The 22,304-nt window shown below is 37.4% G+C and carries 26 protein-coding genes and 1 other RNA gene; 3 read left to right on the forward strand and 24 right to left on the reverse strand.

Features of this window, described 5'->3' with window-relative positions:
* Window positions 1–96: 96 nt before the first annotated feature.
* The 12 genes from V7112_RS06895 to V7112_RS06950 form a co-directional block, all read right to left on the reverse strand.
* Entirely contained in the window at window positions 97–612 is a 516-nt protein-coding gene (locus V7112_RS06895; protein WP_335417079.1) for a tripartite tricarboxylate transporter TctB family protein, read from the reverse strand.
* A 64-nt stretch (window positions 613–676) separates the two neighbouring features.
* Window positions 677–1,687: a tripartite tricarboxylate transporter substrate binding protein gene (locus V7112_RS06900; protein WP_335417081.1), complete on the reverse strand. Its 1,011-nt coding sequence runs from the start codon at window positions 1,685–1,687 to the stop codon at window positions 677–679.
* Window positions 1,688–1,825: 138 nt separating this feature from the next.
* Window positions 1,826–2,662 (reverse strand): sugar phosphate isomerase/epimerase family protein, encoded by an 837-nt coding sequence (locus V7112_RS06905; RefSeq protein ID WP_335417083.1) that lies wholly within the window; start codon window positions 2,660–2,662, stop codon window positions 1,826–1,828.
* A 529-nt stretch (window positions 2,663–3,191) separates the two neighbouring features.
* Window positions 3,192–3,869 carry a L,D-transpeptidase family protein gene (locus V7112_RS06910; RefSeq protein WP_335417085.1) on the reverse strand — a complete coding sequence of 226 codons (678 nt, stop codon included), beginning with the start codon at window positions 3,867–3,869 and terminating at the stop codon, window positions 3,192–3,194.
* Between the two features lie 25 nt (window positions 3,870–3,894).
* Window positions 3,895–4,755, reverse strand: a complete 861-nt coding sequence (locus V7112_RS06915; protein WP_335417087.1) for a DUF421 domain-containing protein — start codon at window positions 4,753–4,755, stop codon at window positions 3,895–3,897.
* 24 nt (window positions 4,756–4,779) lie between these two features.
* The gene (locus tag V7112_RS06920; RefSeq protein WP_335417090.1) at window positions 4,780–4,986 is read right to left on the reverse strand and encodes a DUF1657 domain-containing protein; all 207 of its coding nucleotides are present in this window, start codon (window positions 4,984–4,986) and stop codon (window positions 4,780–4,782) included.
* Between the two features lie 13 nt (window positions 4,987–4,999).
* Window positions 5,000–5,350, reverse strand: coding sequence for a stage V sporulation protein AE (gene spoVAE, locus V7112_RS06925; RefSeq protein WP_335417093.1), 351 nt, complete (start codon window positions 5,348–5,350; stop codon window positions 5,000–5,002).
* A complete protein-coding gene (gene spoVAD, locus V7112_RS06930) occupies window positions 5,347–6,366 on the reverse strand; it encodes a stage V sporulation protein AD (protein WP_335417095.1) in 1,020 nt (339 codons plus the stop codon). The genes spoVAE and spoVAD overlap by 4 nt, the downstream gene beginning before the upstream one ends.
* Window positions 6,366–6,845 carry a stage V sporulation protein AC gene (spoVAC, locus tag V7112_RS06935; RefSeq protein ID WP_335417096.1) on the reverse strand — a complete coding sequence of 160 codons (480 nt, stop codon included), beginning with the start codon at window positions 6,843–6,845 and terminating at the stop codon, window positions 6,366–6,368. The genes spoVAD and spoVAC overlap by 1 nt, the downstream gene beginning before the upstream one ends.
* 19 nt (window positions 6,846–6,864) lie before the next feature.
* Entirely contained in the window at window positions 6,865–7,251 is a 387-nt protein-coding gene (locus V7112_RS06940; RefSeq protein WP_335417098.1) for a YhcN/YlaJ family sporulation lipoprotein, read from the reverse strand.
* Between the two features lie 184 nt (window positions 7,252–7,435).
* A complete protein-coding gene (locus V7112_RS06945) occupies window positions 7,436–7,642 on the reverse strand; it encodes a DUF1657 domain-containing protein (RefSeq protein WP_335417100.1) in 207 nt (68 codons plus the stop codon).
* 175 nt (window positions 7,643–7,817) lie between these two features.
* A complete protein-coding gene (locus tag V7112_RS06950; RefSeq protein WP_335417102.1) occupies window positions 7,818–8,330 on the reverse strand; it encodes a Gmad2 immunoglobulin-like domain-containing protein in 513 nt (170 codons plus the stop codon).
* A gap of 193 nt (window positions 8,331–8,523) precedes the next feature.
* Between V7112_RS06950 and V7112_RS06955 the strand changes: the two genes are divergently transcribed.
* Window positions 8,524–9,120 carry a YitT family protein gene (locus V7112_RS06955; RefSeq protein WP_335417104.1) on the forward strand — a complete coding sequence of 199 codons (597 nt, stop codon included), beginning with the start codon at window positions 8,524–8,526 and terminating at the stop codon, window positions 9,118–9,120.
* Window positions 9,121–9,218: 98 nt separating this feature from the next.
* On the forward strand, window positions 9,219–9,434 hold the full coding sequence (locus V7112_RS06960) for a hypothetical protein (protein ID WP_335417106.1): 216 nt from the start codon (window positions 9,219–9,221) through the stop codon (window positions 9,432–9,434).
* Window positions 9,435–9,495: 61 nt separating this feature from the next.
* Here V7112_RS06960 and V7112_RS06965 read toward each other — a convergent pair whose 3' ends face one another.
* The 3 genes from V7112_RS06965 to V7112_RS06975 form a co-directional block, all read right to left on the reverse strand.
* Window positions 9,496–11,028 (reverse strand): ATP-binding protein, encoded by a 1,533-nt coding sequence (locus V7112_RS06965; protein ID WP_335417108.1) that lies wholly within the window; start codon window positions 11,026–11,028, stop codon window positions 9,496–9,498.
* A gap of 148 nt (window positions 11,029–11,176) precedes the next feature.
* Window positions 11,177–12,385 carry a CynX/NimT family MFS transporter gene (locus V7112_RS06970; protein ID WP_335417110.1) on the reverse strand — a complete coding sequence of 403 codons (1,209 nt, stop codon included), beginning with the start codon at window positions 12,383–12,385 and terminating at the stop codon, window positions 11,177–11,179.
* A gap of 185 nt (window positions 12,386–12,570) precedes the next feature.
* Window positions 12,571–13,056, reverse strand: a complete 486-nt coding sequence (locus tag V7112_RS06975) for a PaaI family thioesterase (protein ID WP_335417112.1) — start codon at window positions 13,054–13,056, stop codon at window positions 12,571–12,573.
* 266 nt (window positions 13,057–13,322) lie between these two features.
* Between V7112_RS06975 and V7112_RS06980 the strand changes: the two genes are divergently transcribed.
* The gene (locus tag V7112_RS06980; RefSeq protein ID WP_335417114.1) at window positions 13,323–13,595 is read left to right on the forward strand and encodes an LAGLIDADG family homing endonuclease; all 273 of its coding nucleotides are present in this window, start codon (window positions 13,323–13,325) and stop codon (window positions 13,593–13,595) included.
* 489 nt (window positions 13,596–14,084) lie between these two features.
* Here V7112_RS06980 and ssrA read toward each other — a convergent pair.
* The 9 genes from ssrA to secG form a co-directional block, all read right to left on the reverse strand.
* Window positions 14,085–14,423, reverse strand: a transfer-messenger RNA (tmRNA) gene (gene ssrA, locus V7112_RS06985).
* Window positions 14,424–14,577: 154 nt separating this feature from the next.
* On the reverse strand, window positions 14,578–15,045 hold the full coding sequence (gene smpB, locus V7112_RS06990) for an SsrA-binding protein SmpB (protein ID WP_335417116.1): 468 nt from the start codon (window positions 15,043–15,045) through the stop codon (window positions 14,578–14,580).
* Between the two features lie 67 nt (window positions 15,046–15,112).
* The gene (locus V7112_RS06995) at window positions 15,113–15,910 is read right to left on the reverse strand and encodes a protein phosphatase 2C domain-containing protein (RefSeq protein ID WP_335417118.1); all 798 of its coding nucleotides are present in this window, start codon (window positions 15,908–15,910) and stop codon (window positions 15,113–15,115) included.
* Window positions 15,907–16,347, reverse strand: coding sequence for an HIT family protein (locus V7112_RS07000; protein WP_335417120.1), 441 nt, complete (start codon window positions 16,345–16,347; stop codon window positions 15,907–15,909). Before V7112_RS07000 ends, V7112_RS06995 begins: the two co-directional genes overlap by 4 nt.
* Window positions 16,348–16,465: 118 nt before the next feature.
* Window positions 16,466–17,242: a formate/nitrite transporter family protein gene (locus V7112_RS07005; RefSeq protein WP_335417122.1), complete on the reverse strand. Its 777-nt coding sequence runs from the start codon at window positions 17,240–17,242 to the stop codon at window positions 16,466–16,468.
* A 113-nt stretch (window positions 17,243–17,355) separates the two neighbouring features.
* Window positions 17,356–18,333 carry an L-lactate dehydrogenase gene (locus tag V7112_RS07010; protein WP_335417123.1) on the reverse strand — a complete coding sequence of 326 codons (978 nt, stop codon included), beginning with the start codon at window positions 18,331–18,333 and terminating at the stop codon, window positions 17,356–17,358.
* A gap of 134 nt (window positions 18,334–18,467) precedes the next feature.
* The gene (gene rnr, locus V7112_RS07015) at window positions 18,468–20,816 is read right to left on the reverse strand and encodes a ribonuclease R (protein ID WP_335417125.1); all 2,349 of its coding nucleotides are present in this window, start codon (window positions 20,814–20,816) and stop codon (window positions 18,468–18,470) included.
* A gap of 17 nt (window positions 20,817–20,833) precedes the next feature.
* Complete coding sequence (locus V7112_RS07020; RefSeq protein ID WP_335417127.1) at window positions 20,834–21,574, reverse strand: alpha/beta hydrolase; 741 nt, start codon at window positions 21,572–21,574, stop codon at window positions 20,834–20,836.
* Window positions 21,575–21,716: 142 nt separating this feature from the next.
* The gene (secG, locus tag V7112_RS07025; RefSeq protein WP_335417243.1) at window positions 21,717–21,950 is read right to left on the reverse strand and encodes a preprotein translocase subunit SecG; all 234 of its coding nucleotides are present in this window, start codon (window positions 21,948–21,950) and stop codon (window positions 21,717–21,719) included.
* Window positions 21,951–22,304 lie beyond the last annotated feature (354 nt).

Consider the following 22,304-nt stretch of genomic DNA (forward strand, 5'->3'; position numbering starts at 1 on the left):
TTTTGCAACCCTATCCATAAGTACTCTAACATGTTCTCCCCCCTGACTTGACTGTTTCTTTTTTATGTTAGAAATAGAAAATAAAATTAAGTTCAATTAATAAAATAGAAGACTAAACGATCTAAAAATACCAATTCCACGTGGTAAAGGTACACTAAGGACAATGGAAAATAGCCAAACGAAGGCAGCTGTAAGAATGAATGATAGCAAAATAATCACAAGCTGTTTCTTAGCACCCAATAGCTGAGTTAGCACGTATAAGAATAATACGGACGATATGATAAACCCGAAAAAGTATAAACCTACTGAATAAAGAATAATTGAGAAAATGGATACCAAACTAAATGGTATATTAAAAAGTTTTCTTTCAGGTTCTTCCGTTTCGCTATTCTCAACTTTAGATACAGCCTCTTTTTTTGAGGCAATATAGGTTTTAATAATTCCCATAATTGCTATAACCAACATTAAGATTAATAAAATGGAAGGCCATGCCTTAGGACCTAAAATAGTTGTTTTATTTGCAGAATGAATTTGTGAAGTTGATGCAAGAAAGAATCCTGCAAATGCAATGACGATACCATAAAATAGATAATCTTTTTTAGAAGCGGTCACAATTTCTCCCTCCCTTGAATAAAAGAAAACTCAGTAGGAGGAGGCCTCCTCCTACCGATTGAAATTAATTTTGAAGCTTTTCCATAATTACTTTGTACTTATCAATTAATTCTCCAGTTCTCTTAGTGAAATCCGCAGAATTTAACCAGCCATCTCTTAAATGCAAGAAATTATCTTCTGCGTATTTTTGATATTCTTCAGAATCATAAACCTTTTGCATCGCTTCCTCTAAAATTTTAATAATTTCTGGGTCAGCGTCTGATTTAATATAAAAACCGCGTTCATTTCCATCTGTTAAATTCCAACCTAACTCAACAGTTGTCGGAACATCAGGGTAATCATCTAATCTTTCTTCAGCAAATACGACAAGTGGGATAATGGAACCATCATCAGCAAGTGACTTTGTTGGGCCGAATTCATCTACCATTGCTTCTAAGTGGCCACCAAGAACACCTGCATGCATCTCACCTGAACCTTCCATTGGAACAAAGTTCATTTCCACATCAGCTGCTTCACCAAGCATAAATACCGTCATTTCATCCATACCTAAAGAACCAGTTCCACCAACTGTAATTTTTCCTGGACTGTCTTTAACTGCTTTCATAAAATCATCAATGGATGCATATTTATCTTTCTTTACCCATAACGCATACGTATCAGCCTGGAAACGAGCAATTGGTGTAAAATCATCTAATCCATGTGTATTTGTGCCAGCGGCAGTTGTAATTGGGAATGCAGCATCCGCAACCAAAGTATAGCCGTCAGAAGGAGCATTAAACGCATTTTGCGCCGCAACAACTCCAGCACCGCCTTCTTGGTTTACAACATTGATGTTAACTCCTAAAATATCTTCTAATTGCTTAGTAACTTGTCTTGCAAATAAGTCTGTACCACCACCGGCACCATGTCCTACGAGAACTTCAATATTTCTTTCAGGATAACCACTTGCCTTTTTATCGTCTCCACCCTCAGATGATGAACCGCTAGATTCTGTTGATCCACCACCGCTACATGCTGCTAAAAGCATTGTAAGACCAATTAATAAAACCGCAATAAAATTAATTTTTCTATTCATTTTCGATTGTCCCCCTTATTTCCGATAAATTATCACAAGGCCTTCGCTTCAAATACAAGTTAACCGGTATTTTTAGAAGCTTTCACCCCCTCAATTAGAATAAAATAGATTAATAGTTTTATAGTTTTGCTTAGAAGTTTATTTTGCGCTTGTTTTTATCCCTTTCGTCATCGGTTCCAACTGGGCTTGTACATACCTGCCTACATCTAAGATGACATTGTGAGGATCTGTTGCTGCTTCTTCAGTTTCTTCCTCAACCATTATCCACCCGTTATAGTTTGAGTTGTATAGAATTTCGGTAATTGCAGGGAAATCAATATCCCCCGTACCCATTTTTCGCCACTCAAATGTGTTCGAGCAGTCTTTAATATGTACATGTTTTATAATAGGTAGATTATCTCTAATAATTTCTACCGGATTCATTCCACCCGCTTTAATATGGCCCGCATCCGGTGTATAACTTAAGTATCTTCTATCTATTAGGTCAAACATGACATCATAATCTTCTTTTGTTCTAAAATAAGAAGTTTTAGGAGATGCAGGATGGAAAGAAGCAATTACGCCATTTTCATTTGCACGTTTCCCCAGTGTGTTTACACAATTGATAATTTCCTTTTGTCTCTTTAATAAATCATCTCTATTGGGACCAACCCTTGCAGGAACATTCATGATGGCTCCTGGAAAATGGGTTAAATATTTTATGTAATAATCTGCATGTGTTTTTTCTTCTTCAGATTCATTCTCTCCTGCCCATGTAAACGGAACAGTTAATGCCGCTAGCTCTAATTCTCTCTTCGCAAGTTCTTCTTTTAGTCGTTCTGGTTGATTTTTATATCTTCCTAGAAGAGCGACCTGTACATCAATGCCTTTAAATCCCGCTTCTTTGACGGTATCCATGATTTGATCAAGATAATCGCATTCTTTATCATAATCAAGCTCCCATGTTGATCCATGGCATCCAAATTTAATTGCCAACGGATTCCCCTCCTTATATACTTGTAATATCTGAAAGTTAATAATAGTTTAACTGCAAACGTTTCCAAGCTGTGTTTTTCTTAATTTTATCATTTATTTTCATTTTGTCAATAAAAAATAACAATAAACAAAAACAAAACAATAACATTCATAGGATATCAAAAATGCGTTGAATGTAAATGAAAGTAAATTAATAGTATTAGTAAGATTTTCATCGCAGTTTCGTAAACAAAGGAATCGTTATGAGGCTGTGAAGCAGAAAAAAATTCCGTACCAAAGAGATACGGAATTTTTTATTGGAAATAATCACCTTTTCACTTGCCTGCAATCCGACATTCTTAATATGTATATCTCCCACATAGAGGTTTGGTCCTTCAAAATTAATTTTTCCTTCAGAAAGATCAGCATTTCAACAAGCATTTTTCCTTCAATTCTCGTTCGCACCAGAAATACGAGGACAAGCCCAATTAAAATCCCTAACCAAATTTTATAGACTGAAACCAATGTGGCAATAGGGCAGCGAACAGATTCATTCCAATATGCCTAATAATATATACTCTCTTTTTGTTATTCCACCCGTTATTGGCAAGTTATTTTCTTTTTGAAACACTTTAACGGCCCTCTCCGTTTCCTTATTATAAATTCCATGTACCTTCCCATTATATAAACTCATTAACTTTAATCTTTCTTGTACGATTTGGACTAAGGTTCCTTTTGAACCAATTGATAAAGGTTTTAATTCCCCTCTCCCAAAGCCGGTGATTGGTCCTTCTATATGTACAACTGTACCTTCAGATACAATTTCAAATAATTCTTCTACATCTTTATTTTGCATTCTGATACAACCACCACTAATATTCTTTCCCATTAACCATGGCTTGTTCGTTCCGTGAATACCATAATCTCCCCACGGTACATCTAATCCTAACCAACGTGTTCCAAACCCGCCCCCCCAATCCTTATCTTTTTTAATGATCATAAATGTGCCAATTGGAGTGGGAGTTTGATCAGTTCCAGGTGAAATTTTATATCCCTTTATTACTTTTTCACCTTCAATTACATAAAGCTCCTTAGCCCACAAATCAATTTTAATAGATATCCCCTGCAAATTCTCACCATGTACTTTGCTAGTTGCTGGTATTGTTAAGGAAAAAAAGATGATGAAGTAAAAAAGTATATTAATTATCCGCGTTTTGTTTTTAATCATAGAATAACTCCTTCAAAATGGATCCTTAATTTTTTAAATACGGAGTCACTTTATTTAGTGCATCCTGGAGTTTTTCACTATTTTTTTGATACATTTCTTTTGCGGATTGGTTATTTGTTTGTAAGGCAAATAATTCTAAATCCGCCTGACATTTTTTGATTGTGGCAAGCAGTAATGGTTTTTCTTGCGGAGATGGGACCTTGATCTTATCATCATATAGATCGACTGTCAGTTGTCCATACGTATCGACTTGCCCTAAGAACACATTTTCAATACTGACGCCAATTTTATCGAGTTCCGTCTCAAGCCAATTCTGACTATGTCCAGAAGAAGACAATGGTTCGTGCATAATTTCTCCATCCATTATAACGGTTTGAGGTTCCTTTATCGGGGCTACAGCAAGATTTAGGACTTTTGCCGTTACCGGTTGATTTTCCTTTTTTAATAATACGCTTAAGCTTCCATCTGTTTCTAATACCGCGAACTCAACATCAGCTACCTGAAAGACGTCCTTATTTCGGAGTTTGGCTAATAATTCATCAACCGTATATTTTTCTTTCTTTAAGTTGTCCTCCATTACCTTTCCATCCTGAATAAAAACAGTTCCCTTTCCTTCAGCAAAATCACTTACTACTTTGCTTTTTAATGAAATGAAACCCATGACAAACGGAACAGCGAACCAGACACTCATACCTATTAATCCATGACTAATATTTCGATCCAAACCGGTTGCAACTTCTGCAGCAATACTGCCCACAGTTATTCCATTAATATATTCGAAAAAGGATAGCTGAGAAATTTGCTTCTTCCCTAACCATTTCGTAAACAAAAATAAAATAATTAGTAACATAAATGATCGTACCGCAACACTTAACCAATCTGGCATGTGATTAACTCCTTAAATGTTTAATTAAAAACCTCGATACTGATCTTCCTCCCGTTCAATTTCACCAACACGTATTTTTAAATCATTTTTTATTTCATCCATGATCAACATGGCTTCATGAAAAGTTCGTTTCGCCTGCGTGTCTTGCGTGCGTAATGCCAAGCTTGAAAACAGAGCTTCAATACTTTTTATACTTGAAAGGCATTGTTTCACCTGAGAACCAACTGTCATTTTACATTCTCCTTTACCCCTTTGGTTTAAATAATAATGCGCCAATCATCCCAAAAATAATCGCAGCGGAGATACCAGCACTTGTGACCTCAAACATTCCTGTTACTACACCAACCAGTCCATGCTTTTCTGCTTCAGCCATTGCGCCATGTACAAGGGAATTTCCGAAACTTGTAATTGGAACAGTTGCCCCGGCACCTGCAAAATCGATAAACGGTTCATACAAACCGAAGCCATCCAAAATTGCTCCAAGTACCACAAATGTACATAATGTATGAGCAGGAGTAAGTTTAAAAACATCAAACATAATTTGACCAATTACACAAATGAGTCCACCTATGACAAATGCCCAAAAGAAAATCATGATTGCTCTTCACCTCCATTTTCAATTGATACTGCGTGAGCAATACAGGGAATCGATTCTTTTTGCTGAAAGGAAAGAGGTGAAAGGAGGGCACCCGTGGCAACAACTAGGACTCGATTTAATTCCCCTTTCTTCATTCGATTTAAGATATGTCCATAAACAACTGTTGCGGAACAACCTGCACCACTGGCACCTGCAAGGACAGGCTGTCCTTCTCGATAAATGATTAGACCACAATCCTGATATTTTTCTTCCTGAATTTGAGTGCCGTGTTTTTTAAATAAATCTAGAGATACCTCTCTACCTATGTGACCAAGATCCCCTGTTACAATTAGATCATAGTAAGATGGATCGACGTTTCGTTCTTTTAAATGAGCTTCTATTGTATCGACAGCAGCAGGTGCCATTGCCCCCCCCATATTAAATGGGTCAGTCAAACCCATATCTACAATTCTACCGATGGTTGCCGATGTTACCCGAGGCCCTGTACCCTTAGAACTAACTAAGGCCACCCCCGCACCTGTAACCGTCCATTGAGCAGTTGGAGGTTTTTGACCACCATACTCGGTTGGATAGCGAAATTGCTTTTCAACAGCTGCATTATGACTAGATGCACCCGTTAAGATGTATTTTGCGCCGTTATAATTAACTAAAAATGCAGATAACGCTAATCCTTCCATTGAGGTTGAGCAAGCTCCAAACAGTCCAAGATAAGGGCTACCTAGTGTTCTCGTCGCAAAGCTAGTAGGCGTGATTTGATTGATAAGATCACCACCAAGAAAAAACTGAATCTGCTCCTTTTGCAGATTGGCTTTTTCAATCGCCTTTTGACAGGCTTCCTCTAACATGACTTGATGGGCCTTTTCAAACGAATCTTGATTTAACCAAATGTCACCATGTATTAAATCAAAATCCTGTGGTATATTGCCTTTCGCTTCAAATGGTCCGACAACTGTTCCGGTTGAAATAATGACAGGCTTTTGATCAAAAATCCATGTTCGATGACCAGTCAGCATCAGAGTCCCCCCCATGTGATAAGAATGGTCTTAATGATAGCAACAATAAAGGCTGAAAAAACGCCAAATAAAATGACTGAACCTGCCAATTTAAACATATTTCCACCTACCCCCAGAACAAAACCCTCTGTTCGATGTTCAATTGCTGCAGAGATAACAGCATTTCCAAACCCTGTCACTGGAACGGCGGAGCCAGCACCTCCAAATTGTGCAATCCGATCGTAAACCCCAAATCCCGTTAATAACATAGATATGAAAATTAAGGTAGCAACCGTTGGATTTCCGGCTGTTTGTTCTGTAAAATCGAAAAAATATATGTAAAAGGTCTGAATCGCCTGTCCAATCAAACAGATGATGCCACCCGTTATAAACGCCATGACACAATTTTTAAATAAAGGCCGTTTGGTCTCTCGTTGATCTTGAAAAGCCTGATATTCTTGTTGAACTGGGGTTAATTTTTTCTTTTTTTTATTTGCCATAAGCAACCCTCGCTAACTTTCATGCTTCCTCTTTGATTAGGCTTTTAATTTTTCCTAATTCTTTTTTGAGTTCTTTTTCCCCAGTCTTCCCTTTCTCGAGCTTTCTCTCCAATATATCTAATTCTAGAAAAATTTTTTGATCAGTTGAGACTTGAATTTCGTGATTTGGAAACTTTTTCGTTAACTCTTTTTTTACACTCTTTTCAATCGTCTTCAGTTGAAATCTATCTATTTGAGGGACTGTAATTGCAACTAGGAGTTCTTTCTCAGTATTGACTCCACGAACCCCGGTGATGTCATCCCTTTTAATTAACAGCTCTTCAGCTTGATTAGCTGTTGATTGATTTGTTGACTTTTTTGCACTTATTTTAGTGATGGATGTGCTTTGATTTTTGACGGAATCCATGTTTTCCTTGCACCCAGTTAAAAATCCTAGGACTAAAAACAGAAAAACTCCACATCGAAATAAATACCTCTTCATATTTATCAATCCCATCCTCGAAAGCGTACAATTAGAGAAAAGGTTGGTAAAAGAACCCCAACCTTGATTATTTAATACACTTGTCGTATTTGCCCCGATTTGTGCCTTTTTATTCTTGTTGATATTGTGGTTCTTCCGAATCTAATTCTTGTAGACGAGGGTTGAGACTATCTACAATCAATTGAGTCTGTTGTGCAGCATTTTGATACATTTGCTTTGCTTGTTGATTCTGAGTTTGAAGTGAAAATTGTTCAAGGCTAGCCTGCGCACTTTTTAAACCTGCGATTGTTTGCTTAACCTGACTTTTAACTGTCATACCATTTCCTCCACTCTTTCTGAGTATTCCTAAACACTCATAGAATTAGTAATAGAGGTTCATTTTATGAAACCAGTTTTTTACAAACGGCGGAGGAAGTGGTGAATTCGTAATTTGAAGAAAAAAAAAGGTGACTACTCCCAACGCATTAGCATGTTGGGGTAGGCACCCAGTTTTATTTATTTGTTAGCGGAATTGTTAAAATGTCTTCTTTTGAACCGTCTTTTGCGGAATAAACGAATAGTTCGAGTCTTACTTCGTTTTTAGATTGAGCATATACATTTTTATCAATCGGGATTTCGAAGTCACCCCAAGAAGGTGCACCGACTGTTTGATAGTGGTCTTCAAGCAATTTTTCATCACCATCATAAAGAGCATAGTCAAAAACACCTTCAAAAACCTGCGCTTTACCGGTAATGACGATTTGATTGTCTGTATTAGAAACTTTTACATCTTTGAAAATTTTGTTTGTATATACCTTTTCTTCATTAGTTGGGGTTACTTCATTTTCCGTATTTTGCTCCGTCTCATCCACTTCGTTATTTTCTTCTTTCTGAGTTGCTTCATTATTATTGTTTTCAGCTGGCTGTTCAGTCTCATTTACTTGCTCATTATTTTCGTTTTGGTTACATGAGGCTAAGATCGCAGCGATACCTAACACAGCAATAAAGAATATGATTTTTTTCATTTGGAATCCTCTCCTTACAAAATGATTTTTCTGTATTATTCTGTGTAATTAGAGGAAAAAAATACCTAGAGGGCAGGTTAAGTTGGAGCATTCCCGATTAATTTTGTCTTATCTTGAAATAAAAGTTGTCCAAAATGTCATCGTATTAGCATATAAATAGAACACGTCCAATTAACAGGAGAGTTCTAATCTTATGTCATTTTTCATGCAAGCAGTTGCTGTATTAGTAGGCAGCATTACAATCGCAATTGGGATAAATATTTTTTTAATACCGAACAAAGTTTTAGACGGGGGAATTATTGGTTTAGGCTTGATTATTAGTTATCTATTTCATACAAATGCTGGATTCACAATAATGGTATTGAGTATTCCTATATTCACTCTCGCTTGGTTTAAATATCGTTCCTATTTCTTCAATAGTTTGCACGGTATGCTTCTATCCTCTTTTTTTATTGACTTATTTCACAGCTTCAATCAAGTTCGTATAAATAATTCGCCGATTTTCAGCTCGTTAATTGGTGGAATTTTGATTGGTTTTGGTATCGGTATCATGCTTCGTTTTGAAACAAGCACTGGTGGTACAGATTTGTTAGCCCAATTTCTTTCGGAAATAATTAATATGAATGTTGGGATCATTATTCTTATAATCGATATTTTCGTGATTTGCCTTGGTGGTTTATTCGTTTCAACGGAAACCTTCTTCCTTTCAGCGATAACCATTTTATCAGGTGGTTTAACTACTAGCCTTTGCACATGGAACTTAGCAAGTAATGATTACACACATTCTTAGCTTAATTATTTTAACAATAAATACAAACATATAAAAAACTGATTAAGGAAAAATATAATCGTTGTCTTAACAACAAGAAAAAAGCAGGAGGCCATTAAATGACCAATCAAATTGACACAAATAAATTGAAACAAGCAGAAGCCCAAGCATCTATTGCAAAAGATATGATTACATCAGCAATCGAACAGTCTGCCGCAAATCAAATTTTAGCAAAAGAAGCTTTAAAGTCAGCTTCCCAAGAGATTGCCCAAGTTCAAACAATACTAAGTCAGGCCCAGTCCACACTTCAAACACAAACATCAGAAGAAGCTTAAATATAGTTGGACCCCTTTTTCTTTAGGAAGGGGTCCTTATCAAGTTCTTACACGGGGCTTTTTATCTGAAAGACCTGACCCTATTACTCATTGGATTCTTAAATGTAATCAAAAAGCTAGTTCCTTCATTCAATTGACTGTTAACCGTAATAGAGCCCTTGTGGTTTTGAATGATTTTATAGCTCACCATCAGTCCTAAACCATTACCATCCTGTTTTGTTGTAAAAAAGGGCTCTCCAAGTTTTTCCACCTGCTCCACGTTCATCCCTACACCGTCGTCCTTTAAAGTGATGAATATCGTTTGGGGTGTCATCTCAATTGCAAGATCTATTTTGCCTCCGTTCGGCATAGCCTCAATGGAATTTTTCATTAAATTTAAAAAAACCTGTTTTAGTTGATTTTTTTCCCCGGGAATCAGGATTTCTTCGGTTGGAAAATGATAGTCTATATTGATATTCTTTAATATAGCCTCGGGCTCGAGAAATTTAATGACACTCTTTAAAATATCGGTTAAATTGCAGTCACTGAAGTAAACTTGATGTGGCTTGGCAAAAACCATGAATTCACTCACAATGAAATTGATGCGATCAATTTCATCAAGAATGGTGTTGACATACTGTCCTTCTACCCCTCTTTCATTCAAGAGCTGTACAAATCCTCGAATGGTGGTCAATGGATTTCGAATCTCGTGCGCAATTCCTGCTGCCAATTCCCCAACCATCGCAAGCTTCTCCGTTTTTCGCAAAGCTTCTTCTGTATTCCTTTTTTCCGTTATATCATATTGAATGGAGATATGCTTATACCGTTCTCCCTTTGAATCAACAAATGGAATGATAATTGTATCCAGCCAATATTTTGTCCCATCCTTTGCCTGATTAAGAATTTCCCCTTTCCAAACCTCTCCGGCTTGGATCGTCTCCCATAATTCACTAAAGAATGAAGGTGGATGAAAGTTTGATGAGTAAATTTCATGTTTTTTTCCTATTAATTCTTCTCTTGTATACTTATATAAATGACAAAAATGATCATTTGCATATAATATTCGATCATCAAAATCTGTTACCGCAAAAATAGTAGCCTCGTTTAAGACTCTCTTTAAATCCGCTAGCTCTTTTAATGTAATTTTCAAATCTTCTTTCGACTCATCTAACGCAATTTTGATAAATGACCATTCATCATTGTAAGTCGTACATAACGTTTTAATAATCAGCTGGTATGCACTCTCAATCCGCTTCATTATTTCAAAAAAGCAATGGTTTGAAATTCTCTGTTGTAATAAATCTTGTTCAAGAATCTCCATAATTGCACTTCTAGTCATATATACAAAATGGATGGATTGATCCAAAGAAGCTTTAGACTTGATTAATGTCAGAGCAAGTACCTCTACATAGGAGATAAGTTTATTTTTCATTTCTTCCTTTTGGCTATTTACATACTCCCCTATATATATAAATAAATTTTCCTCAGAAGCACTTGGAAAATCACTTTCGTTAAAATGAAAATTTTCATCTTTAATTTGTGCCATCATACTTTGATAGTTGTCATTGCTAAAATTTATTATCTTCCTACCGACCCACTCAATTTGTTGCTTCATCGTATCCCTCACCAAAAAGTAATAATTATCTAGTAATTAGACAATTATCGGAAAATACCTTTATTTTTTGTTGTTTTTTTATGAGGAGAGATTAATACAAAAGCTAATTCCTTATTTGGGAATTAGCTTTTTCTACAACACTCACTTTTTACAGTTTTTGCGTAAATTCTCCAGTCACATATTGATGACGTCCAGCACCTATACCCGCTATCGTCATTAATATTGATATAACACTAAAAATGATTAATGGTGTAAACCATGATTGTGTATAATCAAATAGAAAGCCAACTAGCGCGGGACCAATTGCTGCTAATAGATATCCGATGGATTGTGCCATTCCAGATAAATTTGCGGCTTGTCTTGGGTCCTTTGTTCGCAGACCGATCATAGTGAGTACTAAGCTAATACTAGCGCCTTGAGCTGCTCCAATACAAATGATAGATAAGATTAATAGTCCGTTTGTTTGTACAAATATAAGTCCCACTATCCCAGCAAAGTAAAAGAGTCCGATTATAAATACAATCATACTTTGGCTTTTAAACCGGTTAGCAAGGACGGGCGCTAAAAATGTAGTTGGCAGACCAACTACTTGCATTAACGAAACCATCCAACCCGCCATCGATAAGTCCATTCCATGGCTTTCTAAAATTTCCGGTAACCAAGCGACAGTACAATAAAATAAAAAAGACTGTAATCCCATAAACAAAGTTACTTGCCAGGCAATTGAAGACCGCCACATGGCCCCATTTGAGGATGGTTCACGATGTGAAGCTGACGTTTTATTGTTATTACGTAATTGAGGTAGCCAAATAATCATCGCGATAACTGCAAGCGCTGCCCAAAAAACTAAAGCCCATTTCCATCCTAAAGATTGACCTTTAGCTAATGGAATACTGACTCCCGATCCGACAGCAGCGAAAGTATTCATGGATGTTGTATAAATACTTGTAATGATTCCAACCTTTAAAGGAAAATGAAGCTTTACAATGCTTGGGATGAGGACGTTCCCAATTGCGATGCCAACTCCTACAAGTAATGTGCCTAAAAAGAGTGTTGACGTAAATCCAAAGGATCGAGTGATAATACCGAAAAATATGACCAATAATCCTAGAAAAATGGTTCTTTCATTTCCTATTAATTGTCCAATTTTAGGAGCAAGAATGGAAAGGATGGCAAAAGAGACTAAAGGAAGTGTAGTAATAAAACCGGCTATTCCATTAGAAATACCTAAATCAGAACGGATTAAATCGATAATAGGTCCGACTGATGTGATGGCTGGACGCAGATTAAATGCTACGAAAATAATCCCGATTACCAATAACACATTTGAGTAGTTCTTCTTTTTTTGGGAACCCATAGGCCACCTCTTCATTTTTTACAACGTTATTTTACAAGTTTACTAGAAAAGAGTTTTTTCTTTCGTAACTAGCCTTAAATAATCATATCTTTTTTATAGGAATATGAAAACCCGCTTTAATTTTTAAAGACCGTCGGACATAAAAAAAGCTAATCCCCTATGGTTCTGGAATTAGCTTTACAATCTTAATCCCTTTTGGCAAAGCTTGCCGGCATCACCACACCGACAACTTCCCCACGTGCGCAAAGTGTATCACCCGCAAAAACTTCTGTTTCTACTTTCCACTTCTTTGGATGGATTTCAGTTACCTTTCCAATCGCTTTTAAGGGTACATCTTGTGGTGTAGGCTTAACAAAATCTACTTTTAATGAAGCTGTTACAAACCTAGGCGGCTCTACTCCATCTCCAGCCTCATGTCCATTTTTACGGTGTAATGCCAGTGAGGCTGAACCTGTACCATGGCAATCGATTAGTGACGCGATTAAACCTCCATAGACAAAGCCTGGAATGGCAATATGTTCTGGATTTGGTTTGTAAATGGTTATCGTTTGTTCTCCTCGCCAGCCAGTTCGAAAATGATGACCATCCTTATTTAATCTCCCACACCCGTAACACCATGCAAAATCATCTGGATAATCATCTTGAATTGCTTGTAATACAATCTCTTCCATTTGAACTCCTCCTTTTTGCTTTATTATAACTTACCAAGCGGAGGAATTATTATTATATTCAAAAGATTCATTTTTAAAATGTAAAACGGACTCACCATAATCGATGAATCCGTGTCTAATTTGAATTTGGCTTATTTTGCATAAACTTTATCTATCTAGACCAAGATTTACATTTATAGTTGTTTTCTTGCTAAAATTTTGCAATAGTCTTAAAATAAAGATAGGAATATATGTTCGTAATACATTTATGTATGAGGGGGGAAATTATGCAAACATGGGAAGCTTCTTACGTTGCTGGAATAATTGATGGGGAAGGAAGTATTTCATTAACTAGAATGCATGAAAAGGAACACCGTAGACCTTGTATCTCTATTGCATCAACCGACATAGAACTCCTGATTTATATTCAAAAACTAACTGGAGGGGTTATTAATAATAAAAGGAATTACAAGCCTGATAGACACAAAGATTCCTATACATTAACAATAAAGAAAAAGGATGATATTTTTTATACCTTAAAAAGATTACACCCTTTTTAAGAGTAGATAAAAAAAGAAACCGAAGTATTTGGATCCTTGAAAACTATGAAAAAGTCACCCCAAGAAACGGAAAGTACACTCAGGAATTATTACAAAAGAAAGTTACATTCGAAAATTACTTTTTTAAAATGTAAAACGGACCCACCATAATCGGTGAGTCCGTGTCTAATGCGTATTTAACCACCAAGTGTATGTATTTGGTGGAGACGGTGGGACGTGCTTTTCCATGCTTTCGTCATGGCACTGACTATATCTTGAACCTGTAGTTATCAGGTCCCCCGGCGTATTATGCGAAATATAATTTGTACCTGGTCGGTAGGATTTCGCATCCTAGTACTACCATAATGACGGCAGCCTATAAGTCGATACACGGCTGTTAGATTGCTCTACATACCGCTCGGCATTGCCTTATCGTGACGAGCACGACTTAGGTTTCACCGATAAAGCCGGATTATCACTTATGTGTTACCACATAAGGCGACTAATTACTAATCGAACCCACGTCCAAAGATATTGGCACTTAAGCTTCTACGAGTGTAGTCGATATATTAGCGATTCGCTAACTTATCAGCCTATCGACAGGCTTCCAAGCAGCTAGTCTGGTTGTTCTCTTCCTTTGTCCTCAGACGGCGAACTCCGGCGTAGCCCACTTAAAGTGAGTCCCTGATCCTACCACATGGGCGATGGAGGGAGGAACCGCTATAGACTGTTATTAAGCAGCTAAAGCGAAGTTGTTGTTTTCTTTGCCAGTTATAGGCGTTGACGTTTTAACGAGGCCGATCCCCTCGACTCGCAACTTAAGCTCAAACTACCCCTGTCGAATCCGTAGCGTCCCCATTATAAAATGATAATGATGAACTTAATCACCAGTTATCTGGGTGTTTCGGATGAAGTGTTCTTGCTTACGTTGACTATTCAATTGTCAACTACATGTCTTATTATAACACATGTACTTCCTTTTTCAATTGTAAGTTATTGTAAATTAGATTTTCTGTCTTTCACGGAAGGCACGTTCGATATCACGTTTTGCTTCTTGTTTCTTGAGGTCTTCACGTTTATCGTATTTTTTCTTACCTCTACCGAGACCTAATAATAGCTTTGCATAGCCATTTTTCAAGTAAATCTTGATAGGTACTAGCGCATATCCTTCTTCTTTTGTTAATCCAATCAGCTTGCTGATTTCTTTTTTATGAAGAAGCAGCTTTCTTGTTCGAAGTGGATCATGATTATATCGGTTACCTTGCTCATAAGGGCTAATATGAAGGTTATAGAGAAACATTTCACCGTTATGAACACGTGCATATGAATCCTTCAGGTTTGCACGACCATTACGAAGGGATTTGATCTCAGTCCCTTGAAGCACGATTCCTGTTTCATAGGTTTCTTCGATAAAATAATCATGATTTGCTTTTTTATTTTGTGCAATTACCTTGCCTATACCTTTTGGCATATTGATTTCCCCCTTAAGACGGTACCTCTTATTTTAGCAAAAATTGGACAACATCACAAGGAAAGGCTTATCCTTTGTAAGGTAAACTTGCATCTTGATTACTATTTACAAACCAGGAAATGATAGTCGTACTGTCTCTTACGTTGAGCGCTTGGATTTTCTTTAACATTGAATAAACGGCGTTTTCATTTGATTGTTCTACAAATTCGTTTTGAATTTTTTCTGGAAGATCATAAGGTAAACCCGGACATTCAATTAAACCATCTGTCGTTAAAAATAAATGGGTGATCCCTTTCCTCAGTTCCTTACGTCCAGTACTGTAGCATGGGACAGCTAACTCAAATGTATTAACTTGGCCAATCCATTCAAAAAAATGTCTTTGATTCACTTGATATTGGCCTAGCTTCACTAATTCTGGATGGAATAAGTATAAGATACAATCGCCAACTGAAAACCACCAAATGTATTTATCTTTTCTAAGGACAATTAGACAAGAGGCCGATCCGTTCACGTTCCGGCACGCATCTAGAAATTCGGGATTCTGAAAAATTTGAAGGACCGTCTCTTCAATATTCGTGAATGTTTCGATGAGTGACCCTGATAATAAAGATTTTATTGTTCCTTTTCGTTTCATGAATTCCTGTACAATTAAATCTGCACTTTCCGAAGTGTGGTGAGCATCGAGAAGAATTACAAACTCCCAGTCCTCCTGTTCATTTTGCCAGATAAGACAACCGTCCTCATTTTTCGTTTGACCCGCTGATGAGTTTCCACCAAACCGACCTATGATTATGGTTCCTTGTTCTTTTACCGATAATGTATCAATAAAATGATTCTTAGAGCCAACCCATTCAAAGTCACTCATGACTCCAAGGCAGCTTTCAGTCTTCTACAAACCTGGACAATCTGTTCATTATTCCCCATCGGAGCATCAGGCCAATCATATACAGCGCTGGGGCCCCAAAATTCCTCTGGAGTGTTCGGATATCGTGGGACAATATGCATATGAAGATGTGGAACTGCATTTCCTGAGACAAAAGAATAAATATGTTCTGCTTTTTCAGTTTCCTTTAATCCTTTACTCACTCTTGCCATAATCATGCCAAACGCCTTAGCTTCCTCCATGTTCATATCAGCTAGAGTAGGTGCATGTCTTTTTAAATCGATGATAATATGACCTAGGTAACTATCTTCGCCGTTTTGATCAATATGACCTACATATACATAATCATCCTCATAAATGGTTTCCCCTGCAGTTTGAATGAGACTCTTGTGTTTTTTACAAATAAAACAATCCTCCATCACAATTCCCCCTTTGTAATTCACACAAGTATATAGCATAATGTCCACATTTGGAATATTTTTCATATAAAAAGATGCGTAAAAACAATCCAGAGGAATAACCCCTGGATTTTTCTTTTTACTCGATATTTGCTTTATTCGCATAGAAATACATCCATGCCATGAATCCACCGCCACCAATTAAGTTTCCAATAGTGACTGGAATCAAATTGTGGATAACACCATTTACTGTGACAGAATCCGGATGATTCATCACAAACGATACTGCAAACGTACACATATTAGCAATGCTGTGCTCATAGCCAGAGATAAAAAAGCAAAATACCAATAACATCATAATAAATATCTTTGAACCGTCACCACGCATTCCCATTGGTAGAAAAAAGGCGAGGCACACAAGCCAATTACAGAGGAGCCCCCGGAAAAATAGTTGAGGAATGGACAATTGTGTTTTGTTTTTGGCTACTGTTAACAGAAATTCATTTACAAGTTCACCCTCGAACAAACCAGTCATAAAAATTAAAAACGCAAAGAAAATGGCACCGATAATATTTCCAATATAGCTATAAAGCCACATTTGGCCAACCACTTTCCACTTCATTTTTTTACGCAGTGCCGCATATGAGTAATAAAAAGTATCTCCTGTAAATAAATCTCCACCACCGTATGCAATGAGGATTATTGCGGCACCGAATGTTATCGCAGCAATAGGAAAAGCAACTGGTGATTGTTGTACGAAAAAAAAATTACCTGTTCGAAAAGCAACAATTACCCCAAACCCAATAAACATACTGGCTAATACTGCTCTTAAAAAATAGATGAACCTGCTATTTTGAAATGTATCACGGCGAGATAGTGCTAGTTGTTCAATACTTGATAGTAGTTTAGATTCCATACATTTTCACCCGCTTAACCGCAAATCAAATGCGCCTTAGCTTATTTGCGCCAATTTGTTCCAAGACTGCTCGAAAAATTACCTTTTATAAATAGGGGCATCTACCAGAGGCTTTAGCTTTTTCGTTTCACCTCATCAAAATATGGTTCAAGAATTTTTTTCAACACATTTGCACTATTCTCAAACTTTTTTTGTTCCTCTTCATCTAACTCCAGTTCCATGATTTCACGGATTCCGTTTCGGTTAATCACGCAGGGAACCCCAATATAAACATTTTCCTGCCCATAATATCCATCCATATGGGCTGAAACTGTTAAAACGGCATTTTCATTCGAAAATATAGCTTTGGTGATTCGTGCTAATCCCATCGCAATTCCGTAGTAGGTTGCTCCCTTACTTTTAATAATCTCGTAGGCAGCGTCTCGTACACGTATAAAAATATCATCTAAGTCTTCTTTTTTATACTTCTCATTACGCTCTATTACTTTCTTGATTGGGAGTGCGCCTATGTACGCAGAGCTATACACGGGTAATTCACTATCACCATGTTCTCCAATAATATAGGCATGAATATTTTTCGGGGCAATATCAAAATAATCCCCTAGTAAGTATCGAAAGCGTGCTGTATCTAAAATAGTTCCAGATCCTATAACACGTTCCTTCGGTAGTCCGCTATATTTCCATGTTGCATATGTTAAAATATCAACCGGATTCGTGGCGACTAAGAAGATTCCATCAAATCCACTTTCCATCACGTTATCAACTATTTCTTTAAAGATTTTAAGGTTTTTTTCAACTAGGTCTAATCTGGTTTCTCCAGGCTTTTGATTGGCTCCCGCACAAATGACAACTAGATCAACTTTTCTACAATCATTGTAACTTCCGAATTTAATCAGAGTAGGATTTCCTGAAAAAGCTTTTCCATGATTAAGATCAAGTACGTCCCCTTTTGCTTTCTCCTCATTTACGTCAATCATAATTAGTTCATTGACAATTCCCTGATTCATTAAGGCAAAAGCATAGCTAGATCCAACAAAACCAGTCCCTATCAGGGCTACTCGACTTACACGATCCCCTATATTTATACTCATTTTTAACCTCCATATAATCCAATAATAACAACAATTAGTATTTGTACATGTAATTAAACTATTCGAGAAGAAGCGGATATTCCACTAACTCTTCACATAAAAAAAGTACCCCACACAAAGTGGAGTACTCTTGATTATCTTTTCTTTTTCCGTTTCTGACTTTTCTGCGGTGGGACATTATCAAATTTCTTCTTTTTCTTACGTGGCTTGCGTGTCGACCATTCTCCTTCGTTGCTACGATCACGCTTCTTGTTTTCGTCATTATCATTTGTTTTGCGACGGTTACTTCTTTTTTCAGACCTGATGATTTGCGGCTTATCTTTTGAGAGCTGACGGCGGCTGCCTTTCATACCCACAACTTCAAAATCAACAGAGCGCTCATCTTTATTTACACTAATAACTCGAACCGTAATTTCGTCTCCGATACGGAATACATTCCCAGTACGTTCACCAATCATTGCGTAGCTTCTCTCATCATAACGATAGTAATCATCTGTAAGATAGCTGACGTGAACAAGTCCTTCAATTGTATTCGGAAGCTCAACAAACATGCCGAAATTTGTCACAGAGCTAATGATGCCATCGTATTCCTCACCGATTTTATCCATCATATACTCTGCTTTTTTCATGCTATCTGTTTCACGCTCAGCCTCAACCGCACGACGTTCCATATTTGAGGAATGATCTGCGATTTCCGGAAGTTTTTCCTTCCATTTATCCTGTGTCGCATTATCGAGCTTTCCTTGGATTAAATAGGTACGAATTAATCGATGGACGATTAAATCTGGATAGCGTCGAATTGGTGACGTGAAATGCGTGTAAAAGTCAGTTGAAAGCCCAAAGTGTCCGACACTTTCTGGATCGTATTTTGCTTGCTTCATTGAGCGCAGCATGACGGTTGAAACAACCATTTCCTCAGGTTTCCCTTGAACAGCTTCTATTACTTCCTGCAATGCACGAGGGTGAATCGAATTTCCAGCACCTCTTACAAGATAACCAAAGTTCGTAATGAATTCTAAGAAACGTCTTAGCTTTTCTTCATTTGGATCCTCGTGAATCCGGTAAATAAACGGAACATTCATCCAATGAAAATGCTCAGCTACTGTTTCGTTTGCAAGAAGCATAAATTCTTCGATTAATCGTTCTCCAACAGAGCGCTCCCGTAAGACGACATCATAAGGTGCTCCTTCATCATCAACAAGAACCTTTGCCTCTTTAAAATCAAAGTCGATCGCTCCACGCTTCATTCGTTTTTCACGGAGGATAGCAGCAAGTCGTTCCATATCTTCAAACATTGGAACAAGTGGCTCGTATCGTGATCTTAGTTCTTCATCTTTGTCGACCAAAATACTGTTCACATCGGAATAAGTCATTCGTTCCGTTGTTTTTATTACGCTTTGAAAAATATCATGTTTAACAACTGCACCGTTCCCGTCCACTTCCATCTCACAAGACAATGTTAATCGGTCAACCTTAGGATTTAATGAACAAATTCCATTAGAAAGACGATGCGGAATCATCGGAATCACCCGATCCACAAGGTAAATACTTGTTCCACGGTCACTTGCTTCCTTATCAATAGGTGAACCTTCCGTAACATAATGAGTAACATCCGCAATATGTACGCCAAGTTTGTAATGACCATTTTCAAGCTTAGTAACTGTTACCGCGTCATCCAAGTCTTTTGCATCAGCACCATCAATTGTCACGATGACTTCATTTCGTAAGTCGCGTCGGTTTTCGAGATCCTTAGGATCGATAGAGTCAGGTGTTTTATTCGCCTGCTCTAGTACGTCTTTAGGAAACTCCTGTGGCAGTCCGTGTTTATGAATGACAGAAAGAATATCGATTCCAGGGTCATTTTTGTGACCTAAGATTTCAATAACTTCACCTTCTGCACTCATTCGTCCTTCTGGATACGTAACAAGCTGAACGACAACCTTATGTCCTTCAATCGCACCCTTTGATGCTTGCTTCGGGATAAAAATATCATTGGCAATCTTTTTATCATCCGGAATGACGAATCCAAAGTTTTTGCTTTCAGTGTATGTACCAACAATTGTTTTGATACCATGTTCAATAATCCGGACAACTGTACCTTCTTTACGTTGGCCCGAAGATTCCGTGTTAATCCGAACAAGCACGGTATCCCCATGCATGGCGTTTTTCAATTCAGTTGGTGGAATAAACACATCGTCCATTGTTTTATCTTCTGGTACAACAAAGGCAAATCCCTTCGCGTGCCCTGTGATTTTTCCGCGGACAAGGTTCATTTTTTCTGGAAGACCATAACGATTACTGCGTGTTCGAACGACTAAACCTTGTTCTTCCATCACGACAAGAGCTTTTACAAAATCTTTAAAATCCTCTGAGCCTGAGATGCCGAAAGCTTCCTCCAGCTCTTGGACGGTTAGGGGTTTGTATGCTTCTTCCTTCATAAATTCTAATAATTTATTAATATGATTTTGGATTTCCTGTTCCATTTTTCTTTTCCCTCCCGTTACCAATCTAACTGCTCTAGAAATGCATACACATCCTTATGCAGCTGGTCACGTTCTTTGTCTAAGGTAATGACATGTCCTGACTCCTCGTACCATTTGATCTTTTTAAAATCATTTTCAACCGCTTCATATATAATATTCGCACTATCAGGGTTTATCATTTTGTCATGACGTGCCTGTGCAACAAAAGTCGGGGAATAAATCATATCGACATTGTCACGTACTTCTGCGATTAGGTTTTGCAGTGCTTTCAATGTATTCATCGGGGTCTTCTTAAAATCTTCAATCTCTTGTTCGATTTGCTCAGGTGATTTCCCCTCAAAACGCTTGTATTCACGTGCAAATTCAACAACACCCTCATACATCACTTCTTCACTTTTTAGATACATTGGGGCACACATCGTCACAATCCCTTTTATAGGTACAGTGTAACCCAATTTTAGGGAAAATACCCCGCCTAGTGACAATCCGGCGACTGCGATTTTATCGTATCCTTTATTTTTTAAAAATTGATAGGCGTTCGTAACGTCCTCCCACCAATCTTCAGGGCCTGTATGAACTAGTTCTTCAGGTGGAACACCGTGACCTTTGTAAATCGGTGCATAACAAGTATAGCCATTTTTTTCAAGAAATCTACCAAGCATCCGTACGTCCGCTGAGTTTCCGGTAAAACCATGTAATAATAAAATAGCCTTTTCTCCACCTTCAAAAAAGAAAGGTTGAGGTAATTTGATCTTCATTATGTATAACTCCTTTATGATGACTTCTATTATGTTTATTTTACGCTTTTTTTCGGTATTCTACTATCGTAACGGAAAGTCCGTTTTGAGCGCAATAAAAAAGGCTAGACATTAACCTGTCTAACCCACTTTTTGAGTAGTTTTATAGTTCAAAGTAAGAAACTGCAACTGTAAGAACAAAGAATAATACCGCTAGGACCACTGTGATACGATGTAAAACCGCGTCAAGGCCACGAGCTTTTTGTTTTCCGAATAACTGCTCGGCACCACCAGAGATAGCCCCAGATAAACCTGCGCTTTTACCAGATTGTAATAAGACTATTACAATTAACGCAATACATACGATTACTAATAATGTAACAAGAACTCCATGCAACATATAAAACGACACCTCCTGAAAGAACGCATATGACGGTAAGTTAAATGTACCATAAAAATACAATGTGGACAATACTGCATTTTCTGACACTAGCATTTTTTGGTTAATCGCTAAATTTGGGTTGAGTTCACCACTCGACCTGGGTGAACCGCAAAACTACTAATAAGGTGAGGAATTGGGATTTGCCCGATATATTAAGATTATCGTCTGATAAAAATCAATCTATGTCCGATATTTCATCAACAACATCCGATATAATCAAATATTTGTCCAGCATCCTAAAAATGCACTGGATACTCGAACATTTTCCAACGATTCACTTCATTTTTTGCTATGGAAACGTCCATATTA

Source organism: Bacillus sp. JJ1566, assembly GCF_036962685.1.
Taxonomy (GTDB): domain Bacteria; phylum Bacillota; class Bacilli; order Bacillales; family Bacillaceae_L; genus Ferdinandcohnia.